The 14,411-nt window shown below is 62.4% G+C and carries 19 protein-coding genes and 1 pseudogene; 10 read left to right on the top strand and 10 right to left on the bottom strand.

The features are described 5' to 3' along the window. Positions 1 to 28 precede the first annotated feature (28 nt). Together CG51_RS03945 and CG51_RS03950 are read right to left on the bottom strand one after the other, a co-directional pair. Complete coding sequence (locus CG51_RS03945) at positions 29 to 1,015, bottom strand: NAD(P)H-quinone oxidoreductase (protein WP_035741962.1); 987 nt, start codon at positions 1,013 to 1,015, stop codon at positions 29 to 31. Continuing rightward, positions 1,012 to 1,755 carry a COQ9 family protein gene (locus tag CG51_RS03950; protein ID WP_051930021.1) on the bottom strand — a complete coding sequence of 248 codons (744 nt, stop codon included), beginning with the start codon at positions 1,753 to 1,755 and terminating at the stop codon, positions 1,012 to 1,014. The genes CG51_RS03945 and CG51_RS03950 overlap by 4 nt, the downstream gene beginning before the upstream one ends. 112 nt (positions 1,756 to 1,867) lie before the next feature. Between CG51_RS03950 and rpsU the strand changes: the two genes are divergently transcribed. Further along, positions 1,868 to 2,074: a 30S ribosomal protein S21 gene (gene rpsU, locus CG51_RS19405; RefSeq protein WP_084684048.1), complete on the top strand. Its 207-nt coding sequence runs from the start codon at positions 1,868 to 1,870 to the stop codon at positions 2,072 to 2,074. A 534-nt stretch (positions 2,075 to 2,608) separates the two neighbouring features. Here rpsU and CG51_RS03960 read toward each other — a convergent pair. Continuing rightward, positions 2,609 to 3,067, bottom strand: coding sequence for an Lrp/AsnC family transcriptional regulator (locus CG51_RS03960; RefSeq protein WP_035709296.1), 459 nt, complete (start codon positions 3,065 to 3,067; stop codon positions 2,609 to 2,611). Positions 3,068 to 3,149: 82 nt separating this feature from the next. Beyond that, a complete protein-coding gene (gene mscL, locus CG51_RS03965; protein WP_035741967.1) occupies positions 3,150 to 3,548 on the bottom strand; it encodes a large-conductance mechanosensitive channel protein MscL in 399 nt (132 codons plus the stop codon). A 136-nt stretch (positions 3,549 to 3,684) separates the two neighbouring features. On the opposite strand from mscL, the gene htpX reads away from it, so the two are divergent. From htpX to otsA, 3 genes are all read left to right on the top strand, one after another. Beyond that, the gene (gene htpX / locus CG51_RS03970) at positions 3,685 to 4,650 is read left to right on the top strand and encodes a zinc metalloprotease HtpX (RefSeq protein WP_051930022.1); all 966 of its coding nucleotides are present in this window, start codon (positions 3,685 to 3,687) and stop codon (positions 4,648 to 4,650) included. A 106-nt stretch (positions 4,651 to 4,756) separates the two neighbouring features. Continuing rightward, positions 4,757 to 5,554 carry a trehalose-phosphatase gene (otsB, locus tag CG51_RS03975; RefSeq protein ID WP_084695018.1) on the top strand — a complete coding sequence of 266 codons (798 nt, stop codon included), beginning with the start codon at positions 4,757 to 4,759 and terminating at the stop codon, positions 5,552 to 5,554. Then, positions 5,551 to 6,984 (top strand): alpha,alpha-trehalose-phosphate synthase (UDP-forming), encoded by a 1,434-nt coding sequence (gene otsA, locus CG51_RS03980; RefSeq protein WP_051930023.1) that lies wholly within the window; start codon positions 5,551 to 5,553, stop codon positions 6,982 to 6,984. Before otsB ends, otsA begins: the two co-directional genes overlap by 4 nt. Positions 6,985 to 6,989: 5 nt before the next feature. Here otsA and CG51_RS03985 read toward each other — a convergent pair whose 3' ends face one another. Then, positions 6,990 to 7,817, bottom strand: coding sequence for a tellurite resistance TerB family protein (locus CG51_RS03985; RefSeq protein ID WP_051930024.1), 828 nt, complete (start codon positions 7,815 to 7,817; stop codon positions 6,990 to 6,992). A gap of 219 nt (positions 7,818 to 8,036) precedes the next feature. Between CG51_RS03985 and CG51_RS19920 the strand changes: the two genes are divergently transcribed. The 3 genes from CG51_RS19920 to CG51_RS03990 all read left to right on the top strand — a co-directional run bounded on the left by CG51_RS19920 (position 8,037) and on the right by CG51_RS03990 (position 8,792). Next, positions 8,037 to 8,192: a hypothetical protein gene (locus CG51_RS19920; RefSeq protein WP_156961330.1), complete on the top strand. Its 156-nt coding sequence runs from the start codon at positions 8,037 to 8,039 to the stop codon at positions 8,190 to 8,192. Beyond that, positions 8,189 to 8,350: a hemin uptake protein HemP gene (gene hemP / locus CG51_RS19410; RefSeq protein ID WP_084695019.1), complete on the top strand. Its 162-nt coding sequence runs from the start codon at positions 8,189 to 8,191 to the stop codon at positions 8,348 to 8,350. Before CG51_RS19920 ends, hemP begins: the two co-directional genes overlap by 4 nt. A 190-nt stretch (positions 8,351 to 8,540) precedes the next feature. Continuing rightward, complete coding sequence (locus CG51_RS03990) at positions 8,541 to 8,792, top strand: DUF1289 domain-containing protein (RefSeq protein ID WP_035741968.1); 252 nt, start codon at positions 8,541 to 8,543, stop codon at positions 8,790 to 8,792. A gap of 2 nt (positions 8,793 to 8,794) precedes the next feature. Here the strand turns inward: CG51_RS03990 and CG51_RS03995 are convergent, their stop codons facing one another. After that, the gene (locus CG51_RS03995; RefSeq protein ID WP_035741972.1) at positions 8,795 to 9,265 is read right to left on the bottom strand and encodes a Dps family protein; all 471 of its coding nucleotides are present in this window, start codon (positions 9,263 to 9,265) and stop codon (positions 8,795 to 8,797) included. 70 nt (positions 9,266 to 9,335) lie between these two features. Next, positions 9,336 to 9,695, bottom strand: coding sequence for a hypothetical protein (locus CG51_RS04000; protein WP_143412840.1), 360 nt, complete (start codon positions 9,693 to 9,695; stop codon positions 9,336 to 9,338). Positions 9,696 to 9,990: 295 nt separating this feature from the next. Here CG51_RS04000 and CG51_RS19030 point away from each other — a divergent pair, with 295 nt between their 5' ends. Then, on the top strand, positions 9,991 to 10,467 hold the full coding sequence (locus CG51_RS19030) for a DUF2478 domain-containing protein (protein WP_051930026.1): 477 nt from the start codon (positions 9,991 to 9,993) through the stop codon (positions 10,465 to 10,467). A 6-nt stretch (positions 10,468 to 10,473) separates the two neighbouring features. Here the strand turns inward: CG51_RS19030 and CG51_RS04010 are convergent, their stop codons facing one another. Both CG51_RS04010 and CG51_RS21100 read right to left on the bottom strand, forming a co-directional pair. Next, complete coding sequence (locus CG51_RS04010; protein WP_035741974.1) at positions 10,474 to 11,046, bottom strand: FadR/GntR family transcriptional regulator; 573 nt, start codon at positions 11,044 to 11,046, stop codon at positions 10,474 to 10,476. Positions 11,047 to 11,101: 55 nt separating this feature from the next. Next, positions 11,102 to 11,248, bottom strand: a pseudogene (locus tag CG51_RS21100) (hypothetical protein); the annotation flags it as partial. Between the two features lie 317 nt (positions 11,249 to 11,565). Between CG51_RS21100 and ku the strand changes: the two are divergent. Continuing rightward, on the top strand, positions 11,566 to 12,366 hold the full coding sequence (gene ku / locus CG51_RS04015; RefSeq protein WP_035741977.1) for a non-homologous end joining protein Ku: 801 nt from the start codon (positions 11,566 to 11,568) through the stop codon (positions 12,364 to 12,366). Here the strand turns inward: ku and CG51_RS04020 are convergent, their stop codons facing one another. Further along, entirely contained in the window at positions 12,367 to 13,200 is an 834-nt protein-coding gene (locus CG51_RS04020; protein ID WP_051930027.1) for an LOG family protein, read from the bottom strand. Between the two features lie 87 nt (positions 13,201 to 13,287). On the opposite strand from CG51_RS04020, the gene dapD reads away from it, so the two are divergent. Next, positions 13,288 to 14,127 (top strand): 2,3,4,5-tetrahydropyridine-2,6-dicarboxylate N-succinyltransferase, encoded by an 840-nt coding sequence (dapD, locus tag CG51_RS04025; protein WP_035741979.1) that lies wholly within the window; start codon positions 13,288 to 13,290, stop codon positions 14,125 to 14,127. The last annotated feature ends 284 nt before the right edge of the window (positions 14,128 to 14,411 follow it).

Consider the following 14,411-nt stretch of genomic DNA (forward strand, 5'->3'; position numbering starts at 1 on the left):
GAGAGCCCATGGCCATCAGGCGGTCTCGTCACGCCACCTTCAGGACGATCTTGCCGATATGGGCGGAGCTTTCCATCCGCTCATGCGCCCGGGACGCCTGCTCGAGCGGAAAGACCGAGTCCATCACCGGGGCCACGCGCCCCGCCGACAGCAATGGCCAGACCGACGCCTCAAGCCCCTCCGCGATTCGCGCCTTTTCGAGATCAGAGAGCGGCCGAAGGGTCGAGCCGGTGACGGACAGCCGCCGCCGCATCGGCAAGCCGAAATTCACCTCCGCCGTCGGACCGGAGAGGAAGGCGATTTGCACCAACCTGCCATCTTCCGCCAATGCACGTAGATTGCGCGGGATGTAATCGCCCCCCACCATGTCTAGGATCAGATCGGCGCCGCCTTCTCCCTTCAACACGGTCACGAAATCCTCCTCTCGGTAGTTGATCGCCCTCTCTGCGCCGAGCGCCCGGCAAGCATCGCACTTTTCCTCGCTCCCCGCCGTGGCAAAGACCCGCGCACCGAAGGCATGGGCGAGCTGGATGGCCGTCGTACCGATTCCAGAAGATCCGCCGTGAACGAGGAAGCGCTCCCCCGCCTTCAGCTTTCCCCGGCCAAAGACATTGGTCCAGACGGTGAAGAATGTCTCGCACAGCGCGGCGGCGGCGGCGGCGGGTTCCACGCCCTCCGGCACCGGCAGCGCCTGCCCCCAATGGGTCACGACGTAATCCGCGTAGCCGCCGCCGGGCGTCAGGGCGACGACCGCATCACCCACCTTCCAGCGCTGCGCTCCTGGACCAACGCCGACGACATGACCCGAGACTTCCAACCCCGGCAGGTCGGAGGCCGTGGGGGGCGGTGCATAGTTTCCGGCACGTTGCAGGGCATCGGGCCGGTTCACGCCCGCATAGTCCACCCGGATCAGGATCTGCCCGTAGCCCGGTTGAGGGATCGGGCGCTCCACCAGGCGCAGCACCTCCGGCCCGCCGGGCCGCGATATCTCGACGGCGCGCATGGACCGGCTCATTCCGCCGTCCTCCCGAGCGGACCGGGTGCCGTCCGTGATCGCCGTCCGGGCAGCCCGTCCCTCCGGCAACGCTCGGGCGAGGGTACCTGCCGGGCCAGCCAGTCGGGACCGGTCATCAGCAGATTGAATCCGGGCGTCTTGCGCAGGAAGGACTTGGTCTTTTCGATCCGCATGACCCCGTCGATCCGGCGCTCCAGAAACGCGGCGGTTGCACTGCTGTCTGGGGTTTCGTCCCCAAGCCAGTAGAGCACCGTCGCGCCAAAAACCCCGGAAAGGCTCGCGCGTTTCGTATACCAGTTCAGGTCGTCCGCCGTGTCGCCAAGCGCTGTCCAGATCGTATCCGCCGTCTCCCAGACCAGCCGGGAACCCTCTGCGGCGTGCTGGGGCAGCGAAAAAAGCGTCATGCCACGGCGCACAGCCTCCCGGTCCCCCGCGAGTTCAAGGCGCAGCATGACGGCCTTTGCAACCCGCTCGCGGAAGCGCAGGGCGGAAAGGTCGCTTGCCGCCAGTGCCTCCGCCATGCGCCTGTCGCCGCGGACGTGGAAAGCGTGCGCAAGGTCGATTGCGCCCCGCGGCGCGGCCATATGCGCCAGAGTGGGATCGAGGCCCGAATCATCCACGGCCGCCCGATAGGTGACGGCGGTCCAGCCATCGAAGACGACATGCGGCAGCGCCGCGTCCAGAAGGCGATCACGAACCTCCTCCATAGAATGAGCTGAGCCGGAAGAAGTCTCGGTCATGGCAATTCCCCTTTTCCTTGCGAGGCGCGGTGGACAACCCCTTTACCCTCTGATATGGAGCGGCGTCCTGCACCTGACAGAAACCCTAGACCAGAAAGGTGGTGACAACCACATGCAGGTAAGCGTTCGCGATAACAACGTCGAACAGGCCATGCGCGCTCTGAAGAAGAAACTTCAGCGCGAGGGCGTGTTCCGTGAGATGAAGCTCAAGCAGCACTTCGAGAAGCCTTCCGTCAAGAAGGCGCGTGAGCAAGCCGAGGCCGTTCGCCGGTCGCGTAAACTGGCTCGCAAGAAGGCGCAGCGCGAGGGTCTCCTCTGAGCCTCTGACGCGACGGGTAACCTCATGGTTGCCGAACCCCCGCTGCTTTTGCGCGGGGGTTTTCTTTTGCGCGGAGGTCGGCAATGCCATGGCGAAGGCGGGGCGGCCTGTCTGGAAGGAGTACACTCCGGGGACAGCAGCACTTTGCCAGGCTGCTGAAGGCCTTGGGCTGCGCGAAGGCGGAAATCGTCCGCAATCTGCAGAACTCCAACCCGAATCCGCGCATTCATGGTCGCTCCGGGGGTGCCTTCCCGATTTCCGGAGCCCCGCTTCCAGAGCACGGACATAACACTTCAAACTTTTCCGAAGCATGTTGGCTCCGAACGCGTCAGCACCCGCTGGGCCGCGACCGCCTGAAAAGGTCCGCTCGCCTACCGTGGTGGTGCCGCCCGCGCGGGAGGCCGACGGTCAATCAAGGTAACCACCACATGTGCTTGCAGCGCGACCAACGGCTGCCTGCTTCCGACATCAGGGCGCGTGAGCTGGTTTGCCCGGGTTATCGCCCCCGTGGCCGCAGCACTTGGACGAAAAGGGCTATACGGGAATTGCCGTCGTGCGGAAGACAGTGCGCAGCGCAAAGGAGGAATGCATCTGCGACACCCCCGGCAGCTTTGCCAGATATTGCCTGTGGATCCGGGCGAAATCCTCCGTATCCGAGGCCACGACTTTCAGCAGATAATCCGCGGATCCCGCCATCAGATGACATTCCAGAATGTCGGGAACGCGCGCCACCTCGCGCTCGAAGGCTTCCAGCACCTCATCCGCCTGACCGGAAAGCGTGATTTCGACAAAAACCGTCGTGGGCACCCCCATGCGGCGCTCATCGAGCAATGCGACATAGTCCCGGATATAGCCTTCCTGCTCCAACCGCTGAACACGACGGTGACAAGCCGAAGCGGAAAGGTTCACACGCTCCGACAGGTCGGAGTTTGAAATCCTCCCTTCCTTCTGCAGGACGATGAGGATTCGACGGTCCGTCGCATCAAGTTCCATTCAGCGCAAACTTCTTCGAAAAGGGGCGGAAAATCCGGTAGAGCCTACCAATATTTCCGCCCCTGACGAAGTGCTTATCGCGTCAAACGGCAGTGCGATTTTTCAGTTGGTCACGGATTTCGGTGAGAAGCTTGATCTCCGGCGGATCCTCGGCCTTCTCCTCCTTGCCTTCCATATGCGCGAACTTTCGTGCCGTGTTCACGCCCTTCACGATCAGGAACACGACCCAGGCAATGATAAGGAAATTGATCACCGCCATGATGAACTTGCCGTAAGCGAACTGCGCGGCATTCGGCCCCTCGCCCAAGGAAATCGACAGGCCGGAGAAATCGAGGCCACCGGTGAACAGCGAGATGATGGGGTTGATGAGATCCGTAACCACGGAATTGACGATTGATGTGAATGCGGCACCGATGATGATACCTACAGCGAGGTCAAGCACGTTGCCGCGCGCGATGAAGTCCCGGAATTCCTTCAGCATTCTCTGCTCCAATAGAATGGTCGGCGGCAAAGAAGACCGCCGGTGCCTGCGAAAGAAGTTGAACCCCTCGCGTTGTTTGTCAACACTCGCTGCGAGAACCACATATCTCTCTCGGGATCCGTTGCGGGGATGACAGATGACCGGATATGCCAAGACAGCGCTTCTGATGGCCGCCATGACGGCGGTTTTCATGGGCGTCGGATATCTGCTGGGCGGACAGGGCGGCATGATCTTCGCGCTGATCTTTGCGGCACTGATGAATGTCTTTACCTGGTGGAACTCCGACAAGATGGTGCTGAAGACCTATTCAGCCCAGCCCGTTGATCCGAGAACCGCGCCCGAATTCTATCGCATGGTGGAGGGGCTTGTCGCTCGCGCGGGGCTTCCGATGCCAAAGCTCTACATTCTTCCAAACGACCAGCCGAATGCCTTCGCCACGGGCCGCAACCCGGAAAACGCCGCCGTCGCGGTGACCACCGGCCTCATGCGCGCACTGACGATGGAGGAGGTGGCAGGCGTCGTTGCGCATGAGCTGGCCCATGTGAAGCACCGCGACACGCTCATCATGACGGTGACAGCAACCTTTGCCGGGGCTATTTCCATGTTGGGCAATTTTGCGCTGTTCATGCCGCGTGACCGCAATAGTCCCATGGGGCCGCTGGGTGGCCTGATCGCCATGATCGTGGCCCCGATGGCGGCGGCTGTCGTCCAGATGGCGATCAGCCGGACGCGGGAATATGAGGCTGATCGGACGGGTGGGGAAATCTGTGGCCAGCCGCTCTGGCTTGCCTCGGCGCTTCAGAAGATCGAGGGTTATGCCAGCCGGATCGACAACGTACAGGCGGAGCGCAATCCGGCCACGGCGCCGATGTTCATCATCAATCCGCTGCATGCCCTTCAGCGCGACAGACTGTTCTCCACCCACCCCTCGACCGCAAACCGGGTTGCCGCCCTGAGGGAGATGGCTGCGCGCATGGGAAATACCGCTGTGCCGCGGACAGCGTCCCTGCAGGACAAACCTGCCCCTGATTACGGATTGAGCACCAGCCGCATCCCGCCCTCCGGCACGAAACGGCCCCCCGGAGGAGGCTGGCCGACCTGATACGCTCAAGGACGCGCTTCATACAAAAGTGACTGCCAAACTGCTGCGAGTGCAAAATAACGGCTTCGCGGTTGCCGAAACCGCAGCGGCGCTCTAGTTTCCCTGCATGCAGATCAGTCAGACGCCACCCCCGGTTGCAGACCGGGATTCCCTCGCTGACCCGGTTGCCGCTGCGGAAGCCACGCTCAGGTCGCTTCCCGCCGTTTCCGACCGCTGGGCCATGTTTCTGGATATTGACGGGACGCTCGTCGATCTCGCCGACAGCCCGGACGGTATCGTCGTGGAGGAAGGGCTGCCAGCCCGGCTCACACGCCTTTCCGGCCTGCTGGGCGGAGCGCTAGCGCTGGTCACGGGGCGGTCTCTCGCAAGGGCGGAAGCCATGTTCATGCCGGCCCGTCTTCCGATCGCCGGGCTGCACGGGGCGGAATTGCGGGGAGCGGATCAGCCGCCTCCCCCGCGCGATTACCTCATCGCCAAGGCCGGTGCCGCCAGCTTTGCCGAACGGACGCCAGGCGTGCTGTTCGAGGACAAGGGACTCGCCTTCGCGCTCCACTACAGGGGACTGCCGCAAGCGGAGGCGGATGTCCGCCGCGAGATGGAAGCAGCGCTGGCCAGCGCGGGCAGTGACTTTCAACTCCAGTCCGGCAAGATGGTTGCCGAATTGCGCCCCGCCTCCGGTGACAAGGGCACAGCCATCGCCGCTTTCCTTGCGCGAGCTCCCTTCCAGGGCCGGTTACCTCTCGCCATCGGTGACGACCTGACGGATGAGGCGATGTTCCGCTCCGCAGCGGATCGGGGGGGGCGGGGTATCCGTATCGGGCCGACACTGGAGGGCAGCGCGGCGACGGAGCGGCTCCCCACGCCAGCGGCGCTGCGTGCGCTACTGGCGGAGATCGTCCGATGAGCAGGCTCGTCGTCGTTTCAAACCGCGTACCACTCCCCGACAAGCATGGGAATCCACCGCCAGGCGGTCTTGCCGTGGCCGTTCACGCCGCGCTCCGGGATCAAGGCGGCATCTGGATGGGATGGTCGGGACGGGCGGTCGCCGATACGGAAGACGTTAGAGTGACCACCCGCGAACAGGGGCGCATCGCCTATTCGCTGATGGATCTGACGGAAACCGACGTGGAGGAATATTACAACGGTTTTGCCAACCGCGTCCTCTGGCCGATCTTTCATGGGCGGGTCGATCTGGCAGAATACGCACGTCGCGAGATGGCAGGATACTTCCGGGTGAATCGACTCTTTGCCGATCAACTCGTGCCCATGCTCCGCCCGGACGATACGATCTGGGTGCATGACTATCATCTCATCCCGCTGGCGGAAGAATTGCGGCAGCGCGGGGTCAAGAACCGAATCGGCTTTTTCCTCCACATCCCTTGGCCGCCCGCGGATATCCTTTTTGCCATGCCGGTCTATGAGGCGGTGCTATCAGGGCTTTCCGCCTATGATCTGGTCGGTTTCCAGACTGACTACGACATGGACAATTTTATCGGCTGCCTCCGGCGCGAGGGCAGCGGCAGCCCGCTCGGCGACGGGGAAGTTGTGGCCTATGGGAGGCAGTTTCGCGTCGGCGCCTTCCCCATCGGCATGGAGACGGAGGAGTTCGCCAACCTCTCGCGAGCCTCGGTGGGCAAACCGGGGGTGCGTGACCTGCTCCGCAGCCTGCACGGGCGGCGGCTCATCATCGGGGTGGACCGGCTGGATTATTCCAAGGGCATCCCCAACCGCATCGACGCCTATGAACGCTTCCTCAAGCGGCACCCGGAATTCCGGGGGGAAGTCACGTTCCTTCAGGTCACCCCCAAGTCCCGCTCCGACGTGCCGGAATACCGCGCCATGCAGGAGGCGGTCGCAGCGCAGGCGGGGCGGGTGAACGGCGATAATGGCGCGGTGGACTGGACGCCGATCCGCTACATAAACCAGTCCCTGAAGCGTCCGGTGCTGGCAGGTCTCTACCGGGTGGCACAAGTGGGATTCGTGACGCCGCTGAAAGACGGGATGAACCTTGTCGCCAAGGAATACGTCGCTGCTCAGGATCCGGCTGATCCCGGTGTCCTGGTGCTGTCCCGCTTCGCCGGCGCCGCGCGGGAGATGGTAGAGGCGTTGCTCATCAACCCCTACGACATAGATGCGACCGCCAATGCTCTGGCGCGCGCCCTCTCAATGCCACTGGAGGAGCGTACGGAGCGCTGGAGCGCCATGATGGACAGGCTCCGCGCCTATGACGTCCATCACTGGTGCCGCGACTATCTCGGGACGCTCGCAAAGGTGGGGCGGCCTTCCGGGCTCGCCGTGCCACAAGCCGCCCCGGAAGCCGCAAATCCCCCCTGAGGAGATCAGGCGAGCGCACCCGCGTTCGCGTGAAGATGCGCCACAAGATCAGCCGGAAGCTTCAGGCGCGCGGCCAGCATGGCAAGATAGCCCTTCTCCGCCGCCCCCTCCGGGTCGACAGCCAGCAGGGAAGCCGCATAGATCTCCGCCGCCTCCGCCTGATTGGAGGCGAGGGCCGCGATCCGTCCCACATCCAGCGGGGCTGCCAACTCTTCGCTTACCACCTGCGCAGCGCTGTCGTCATAGCCCCGCTCTTTCAGGGCGGCGCTGATCCTCGCACGTTCCACGGGGGTGACCTCCCCGTCCGCCTTGGCGGCGGCGACCATGGCGCGCGCGAGCTTCTCCGCCAGTTCTTCAGGATCATCGGGCATGAAATCGGTGCCCTCCGGAGAGGGCAACGGCTCCGCCCCTGCTGCCGGCTGCGGCTGGGCAGCAGCAGCCGAGGTATCGGAGCTGAACGGTGCCCGGCCTGCTTGCCAGTCGTTGAAGGCCTTGTAGGCGAGTGTGCCGATCGCCGCGGCCACAGCTCCTTTGGCCAGCCCCTTGCCACCAAGAAGCGCCCCGGCAAGACCACCTGCGGCCGCTCCCTTGGCAAAGGATCCCTGATCGCCGACAAGGCCACCCAGCATATCGGAGAGGCCACCCGAGCGGCTGGGTGAGGCCGTTGTTCCTCCGCCCGTCAGGCTGGAGAGCAGATCCCCCAGTCCTCCGCTGGTGCCGCCGGTCGCACCGGCGGCATTCTGGCCACCGACCTGAGTGCGACTCGTGCCGGTATCGCCGGTGATCTGACCCAAAAGACTGTCGAACATGGATTTCATCGAGGTCTGCTGCATCTGCGCCTCCAGCCAGAGAGTGTCGGCAGAAAGGTGACACAATCTTCTTAAAACGCAAGGTTTGGCGGTGAGCCTCTCTCGATGAGGCAAAAATCTTTCATCGGATTAATTCCCGACAAATCTTGTTTGACATTTCTGACTGTTTCGCTCAGTTTCATCATCAGTCCTAGCCGCCCGAACAGGTCAGCCCGGAACAGACCCTCCGTCGGAGTACGGAAAATGAAACCTGAGATCCTGTTCTGGCCGGATCACCGGCAAATTCGGGAAGGCGCGCCTTCCACTCCGCTGGGGGAGCTGTACCGGCTCCTGCTTCTTGCCTTCGGGGGCGGACGCCCGCTTGACCAGGTTCTCGACAGCTTTGAGAGGATGCCATGAACGCCACCGTCTCCCGCACGCTGACGCTGCAGGATTCCATCCCCGTCCACGATGCACACCTGCTGACCGCCGGGGGCGTGCAGGCGCGCATCGTCCTTGATGGACAGGTCTATTCCCTCAGGATCACCAAGGCGAGGAAGCTCATCCTCACCAAGTGAAACAACCGGCATACCCCTCCCGGAAACATGCCGGATAGGCGCGACACACGCTCTGTAGCGCCTTTGGAGGCCCTGCGACCCGTCTCCTCGGGGATCGCGGGGCCTCTCTCGTTTCGCAAGCTTGACAAGGGGCCGGGGCTTGCCTCTAACCGCTCACTTCGGGCACGCGTCGTGCTCCGTGGAGGCTTCAATGACAAAGCTCCCCTCTCCCTGTCTCAGCGTCTGCAAATTCCGCCGCGCAGGGCATTGCATCGCCTGCTCGATGACCAAGGATCAGAAGTCTTTGTTCAAGAGGCTGAAGAAAGAAAAACACCAGCAAGGTTTCCTGACCATGCTGGTGCATCAGCAGCGCGACCTTGGCAAATTTCCCGCTTGGGGCCGCGCCTATGCCCGGAAATGCGCGAAGAAGGGCATCGAGATGCCCCCCCTACCCCGTCTTTAGGATTATTCGAGGTGAGCTTGCAGCATCCACGCGAACTTTTCATGGACACGGCCCCGCTCGATGGCCAGGTCCTGCGTCAGCAGGTCGCCGTGGCTTTCGGAGATTGAGGCGACACCGGCAAGCGTCTCCGTGACCGTCCGCTGCGCTTTCAGCAAGGCACGGATCATGTCCTCGGCGCTGGCGTGGCCGTCGTGTTCATCAACCTTCGAGCGCTTGACCATATCGGCCAGACGGCCCTCGGCATGAGCTCCGATGGCGCGGACACGCTCGGCCAGATCGTCCTGCCCCTCGAAGTGATCTTCATAAATCTTCTGGAATAGCTCGTGCAGCGGTCCGAAGGACATACCCTTGACGTTCCAGTGGAAATTCTGTGCGAGCATCGTCGTAACGACGGTCTCGGCAACGGCTTGGTTCAGCGCGTCCGCGATGGCGGCCTGCGCACTTTCGCTCAGGTTGGCAGCCGTTTGCGACATGTTCTCATTCCTTTCGAGTTGCGAATCATTAGCTGGCGTCCGCTTGCCATGACCTCAACTTAGAATGATTTTAAATTGTGTCCAGTCCCTCGGCGAGACCTTTCGCCAGATAGGCAACCTGACGACGGTAGGGTTTGCGCACCTGCGAGGCGATGAGAAAGATCGTGCTGTCGCCATCACCATGGCGCACCGCCTCCAACAAACGGAGGAGCCAGCTTTCATCGAAAGAGCGCTCTCTGGAGCCGGGGAACAGGAAATTCGATGGCTTACCTGTCGCCTGCGGTAGAGCGCGCAGCAGGGCCTCTGCAAAAGCCTGCGCGGCTTCCACCCGGTCCATGGCAAGGAGGGCGCAGGCCGAGAACACGTCGATCCGGCGCGCCGCGCGGCACCGGAGAGAAAGAAGCCTCAGGCGGTTCAGAGTTGCAGTCAACTGAACATCCCGCTCCTCGTTCTCAGGAGTGGCAACGGCAGGTGCGGGAAGAAGAGCTGCGACGGCCATAAGACTCGCGTTCCATTCCAAGATGGTTGAGTGATACAGTCAACATAAACAGGAGTAAAGCAAAACACGGCGCTTTTGCCTGACAAAACCGTTCGATGTCGCTAGCTTCGCCGCTTAGCCAATGGCTGACCTACAGAATGGGCCTGACGACTGGCACGTATGACTGTTCCGTACGATTGCCTAGGCTACCGGCCGCGCGATTGGCCAGTGAAGGAGGGAATCACACATGACACGCCTCGCAACCGTTGCGTATCACGCCGGACAGTCGCCGGACGGCGCCATTCTCTCCGCCGTGCGCGGCCTTCCCGGCGTGCGCGGCTATGTTCAGGCAAGGCGCGAAGACGGTGGGTTGGCGCTACTGGATGTTGCGGACGGCACACTGGTGCCCTTGGGCGGCCCCGCTGGCAGCGGGTGCAGGCTCGACCCGGCAGCACTTGATCACGCGGCGGCCGGGCTGCAAGCGCACCTGACCCCCCCGCCATCTCTCCTGGTGCTCAACCGTTTCGGTGATAGTGAGGCCGCCGGATTCGGCTTCCGCCCGCTGCTGGAGACCGCGGTAGAGGCCGGAATACCGGTTCTGCTCGCCGTGGCGGATACCCGGCTGGCACTCTGGCTGGCTTATGCGGGGGAGATGGGTGAAACGCTTCCCTGCTCCGGGGAGGCGGTTTCCGCCTGGGCAGCGCGGCTTGTAGTACGGAGTTGAGTTCTTTCAGCAGGCGAGCGGCATCAGGTTGATGCGATGGCGGCCCATTTCCTCGATCCGCTCGCCATAGGCATTGAGGTATAGCCGCCAGACATTGGCCGCCTCCTCCGCATCGCCCGCTTCGGCCCGGCGGATCAGCTTCATCTTGGTCCCGACGCCCGCCTCGTAACGGCCGGCGACATCTTCCTCAGCAAACCGCGTGGCATTCGCCCGGTTTTCCAGATGGCGTGTCATGACCTCATCGAGAATCTCGCCGAAAACCTCGGTGATGCCATTGCCGGAATGCTTTACGAGGGCCCGACGAAATTCGTCGTCCAGCTTATTGTAAGCCAAAGCGACTTCAGAGGGATCGCTTTTGGAAATCGCCGCACGTTGTGCCACCATGCAGGCACGCAGCGCCTCGATCGCGTCGAAGTTGCGCGCCTTGACGATATGGTGGACAGCGGCAGGCTCCGTCTGAAGGCGGTAATCCATCACCTCTCCCAGAGTCATGCGCTGCATCTGGAAGTAAAAGCCGACCTGACGCGCAATCGGCTCGATCGTCGGCCTGAGAACACGGGTGCCCCCCCCGAGGCCCACGCTCCACCGTCAGCAACCCCTCCGCCTCCAGCACCCGAATGGCCTCGCGGTAGGTGGGACGGGAGATATTGTGCTGCTCCATCAAATCGACTTCACCTGGCAGAAGAGAGTTGGCGGGAAACTCGCCCGATGCGATGGCGAGCCGGAGCGTGTCCGCAAGTGCCTCTGCCTTGCTCGCGGCACGTCTCGTTGTCTTCGCCATCTTAACTCTCCGCAAAGTTGTTTTCGATAAAACTCATCCTTCTCAAAGTTGAATATAAAATCAATACTAATTTCTGCAAGAACAGCTGCTTAAAAAGAAAAAGGTAAGATATTCTCACCAAACTCAGCGAAGTCCGATTAAAAAGCAGGCTTGAAAAACATGCGTGCGAAATTTCAATGGGCGACTGTGCTTAACCCACGCAGGCGGATGTCGCGCAAATTTGATTGCGAAGCAACACATAACTTGCGTTCAAACGGGAACCTGCGCAATTCCGTGGCGTTACAGCCTGTTGATCTCATGAAAACGAGAGGTAACGGATGGCGCCCCGTCCCTTCTGGAAAGGCTATCTCAAACTCTCTCTGGTGACCTGCCCGGTCGCGATGACCCCTGCGACCAGCGAAGCTGACAAGCTGCGGTTCACCACCATGAACGCGAAGACGGGAAACCCCACGCTCAGTCGCTATGTCGATGACAAGACAGGAAAAGAAGTTCCCGAAAAGGATCAGGTGAAGGGCTATCCCAAGGGCGAGGAGGAGTATATCCTGCTGGAGGATGCCGAAATCGAATCCCTCGCCTTGGAGAGTACGCGCACCATTTCCATCGACCGGTTCGTCCCGTCGGACAGCGTAGGATGGGTCTGGCTGGACACTCCCCACTACCTGCTCCCGGACGACAAGGTGGCGGAGGAGGCCTATGCCGTCATCCGGGCCGCGATGGAGGCGACGGGCACCTTCGGACTGTCCCGGCTGGTGCTCTATCGTCGGGAACGGCCAATCCTCCTGGTGCCGAAGGGCAAGGGAATCATGCTGTGGACGCTCCGTTACGGGGACGAAGTGCGCGATCCCGGCGATTACTTTGAACAGAAACCGCAGTCCCCCGACACGGATCTTCTGAAAATGATCACGCAGCTCATCAACGCACGAAAGACGGACTGGACGCCGGAGATCGTTCACGACCCCGTTCAGGCGCGTTTGTTGGAAATGATTGAAGCCAGGCGGAAGCCTGCGCGCAAGTCCCGGAAACCTGCCTCCCCCCCCGCCCAGCAGGAGGAGGAAGGCAAGGTCATCGACATCATGGATGCACTGAAGCGATCCCTTTCAGCGGGAAAGAAGCGCTGATCAGAAGACCTGCCGCTGATGCAGGAGTGCCATCGCATCCTCTGCCGTCTCGACATAGCTGAAGATCGACAGATCGCTTTCCGCGATTGTGCCTGCATCCACCAGCGCCTGCCAGTTGATGACGCCATCCCAGAACTCTCGCCCGAACAGCAGGATCGGAATACGCTGCATCCGCCCGGTCTGGATCAGCGTCAGACACTCCATGAGTTCGTCGAGGGTGCCAAAGCCGCCGGGGAAGACGCAGACCGCCCGGGCCCGCATCAGGAAATGCATCTTGCGAATGGCGAAGTAGTGGAAGTTGAAGCAAAGATCCGGCGTAACGAAAGGGTTCGGTGCTTGCTCATGTGGCAGCACGATATTAAGGCCGATCGACTGTCCGCCTGCCGCCGCCGCCCCTTCGTTGCCCGCCTCCATGATGCCCGGCCCCCCTCCTGTCATGACAACCGAGTCACGACCGTAGGTCTTGAGGCTTTCGTCGGTGATCCGCTGGGCCAGGTCTCGCGCGACCTCATACCAGCCGGAAAGCGCCGCCCCGGGCCCCGCCTCACCCTCACGGGGGATTCTCGCGCTGCCCATCAGCACGACGGTCGAGCGGATACCGCGTTCCGCCAGGATCATCTCGGGCTTCAGGAGTTCAAGCTGCAACCGCACCGGCCGCAACTCCTCCCGCATGAGGAAATCGGTATCGGTGAAGGCCAGACGGTAGGCGGGCGCGCGGGTCTGCGGCGTGTCTGGCGTCTCCTTCACCACACGGGCATCCTGACGGCTGTCCCGGAACGGGTGCTGACGGTCGGTTCCGTTCGGCCCGCGGGGGGTGTCCGCATCTTCGGTCATGGCCCGTCCTTTCGGCTGCGTTGCGTGACTGCCGTGCGCGGTCTATAGGCTTGGCCCCGGTCGAGCCATAGAAATCGGAGCATCCCCATGTCGAATGCCGCGTCGAATGCCGCGCTTGAAACCGCCATCGAAGCCGCCTGGGAGGCGCGCGACGGCATCACCCCCGCCACCAAGGGCGAACAGCGCGACGCGATCGAAGCGACGCTGGAGGCGCTGGACAAGGGACGGCTGCGCGTGGCGGAACGGCAGTCCGATGGCAAATGGCACGTGAACCAATGGGCGAAGAAGGCCGTTCTGCTCGGCTTCCGCCTGCGCGACATGGAGATGCAGTCCGGCGGACCGCAGGGTGGCGGCTGGTGGGACAAGGTGGATTCCAAGTTCAGCGGCTGGCAGGACAGTGAGTGGAAGGCTGCGGGCTTCCGCGCCGTTCCGAACTGCATCGTGCGCCGCTCCGCCTATATCGCGCCGGGCGTGGTGCTGATGCCGTCCTTCGTCAACCTGGGCGCCTATGTCGATTCGGGCACGATGGTGGATACCTGGGCCACCGTCGGCTCCTGCGCCCAGATCGGCAAGAATGTGCATCTCTCCGGCGGCGTCGGCATCGGCGGCGTTCTGGAGCCGATGCAGGCCGGCCCAACGATCATTGAAGACAACTGCTTCATCGGCGCCCGCTCCGAAGTGGTGGAAGGCGTGATCGTCCGCGAAGGCTCCGTGCTCGGCATGGGCGTTTTCATCGGACAGTCCACCAAGATCGTGGACCGCGAGACGGGCGAGGTGATGTATGGCGAAGTCCCGGCGGGCTCCGTCGTGGTCTCCGGTTCGCTGCCGTCGAAGAATGGCGTCAATCTCTACTGTGCGGTGATCGTGAAACGGGTAGACGCCAAGACGCGGTCCAAGACCTCGATCAACGAACTGCTGCGCGACTGATCATACTTCAAGATGAAGCACCCTTCCGCTGCATGGCGGGGGGGGGTACAGGAGCCGATGCTTTCGTGGCGGAAACCAAGTGGTCGCACCGACTCGCCGGCCGGTTTCTTCCAGTTGGCGGTCCGCAATTCTGCCTTTCGATCGCCGGAAAGGATGCAGGGTCTGCGATCCGCCTCAGGGACGTTGTGCAGGCATTGCTTGCCCGCGAGGCGGGAAGTGCGCGACGGCTGTGCGACTGCTTGCGGATTCTCTTCTCTGACCGATGCTGACCGATGCTGACCGAT

Source organism: Haematobacter missouriensis (assembly GCF_000740775.1).
In the GTDB taxonomy this organism is placed as follows: Bacteria; Pseudomonadota; Alphaproteobacteria; order Rhodobacterales; family Rhodobacteraceae; genus Haematobacter; species Haematobacter missouriensis.

What these genes read in the sequence shown, in the direction of transcription:
- CG51_RS19030 (WP_051930026.1), top strand. Translation starts at nt 9,991, where the DNA reads ATGACACGCCTCGCAACCGTTGCGTATCACGCCGGACAGTCGCCGGAC.
- htpX (WP_051930022.1), top strand. Translation starts at nt 3,685, where the DNA reads ATGACCGGATATGCCAAGACAGCGCTTCTGATGGCCGCCATGACGGCG.
- CG51_RS19920 (WP_156961330.1), top strand. Translation starts at nt 8,037, where the DNA reads ATGAAACCTGAGATCCTGTTCTGGCCGGATCACCGGCAAATTCGGGAA.
- CG51_RS03960 (WP_035709296.1), bottom strand. Translation starts at nt 3,067, where the DNA reads ATGGAACTTGATGCGACGGACCGTCGAATCCTCATCGTCCTGCAGAAG.
- rpsU (WP_084684048.1), top strand. Translation starts at nt 1,868, where the DNA reads ATGCAGGTAAGCGTTCGCGATAACAACGTCGAACAGGCCATGCGCGCT.
- ku (WP_035741977.1), top strand. Translation starts at nt 11,566, where the DNA reads ATGGCGCCCCGTCCCTTCTGGAAAGGCTATCTCAAACTCTCTCTGGTG.
- CG51_RS03985 (WP_051930024.1), bottom strand. Translation starts at nt 7,817, where the DNA reads ATGCAGCAGACCTCGATGAAATCCATGTTCGACAGTCTTTTGGGTCAG.
- CG51_RS03945 (WP_035741962.1), bottom strand. Translation starts at nt 1,015, where the DNA reads ATGAGCCGGTCCATGCGCGCCGTCGAGATATCGCGGCCCGGCGGGCCG.
- mscL (WP_035741967.1), bottom strand. Translation starts at nt 3,548, where the DNA reads ATGCTGAAGGAATTCCGGGACTTCATCGCGCGCGGCAACGTGCTTGAC.
- CG51_RS03995 (WP_035741972.1), bottom strand. Translation starts at nt 9,265, where the DNA reads ATGTCGCAAACGGCTGCCAACCTGAGCGAAAGTGCGCAGGCCGCCATC.
- dapD (WP_035741979.1), top strand. Translation starts at nt 13,288, where the DNA reads ATGTCGAATGCCGCGTCGAATGCCGCGCTTGAAACCGCCATCGAAGCC.
- CG51_RS04020 (WP_051930027.1), bottom strand. Translation starts at nt 13,200, where the DNA reads ATGACCGAAGATGCGGACACCCCCCGCGGGCCGAACGGAACCGACCGT.
- CG51_RS03950 (WP_051930021.1), bottom strand. Translation starts at nt 1,755, where the DNA reads ATGACCGAGACTTCTTCCGGCTCAGCTCATTCTATGGAGGAGGTTCGT.
- otsB (WP_084695018.1), top strand. Translation starts at nt 4,757, where the DNA reads ATGCAGATCAGTCAGACGCCACCCCCGGTTGCAGACCGGGATTCCCTC.
- otsA (WP_051930023.1), top strand. Translation starts at nt 5,551, where the DNA reads ATGAGCAGGCTCGTCGTCGTTTCAAACCGCGTACCACTCCCCGACAAG.
- CG51_RS03990 (WP_035741968.1), top strand. Translation starts at nt 8,541, where the DNA reads ATGACAAAGCTCCCCTCTCCCTGTCTCAGCGTCTGCAAATTCCGCCGC.
- hemP (WP_084695019.1), top strand. Translation starts at nt 8,189, where the DNA reads ATGAACGCCACCGTCTCCCGCACGCTGACGCTGCAGGATTCCATCCCC.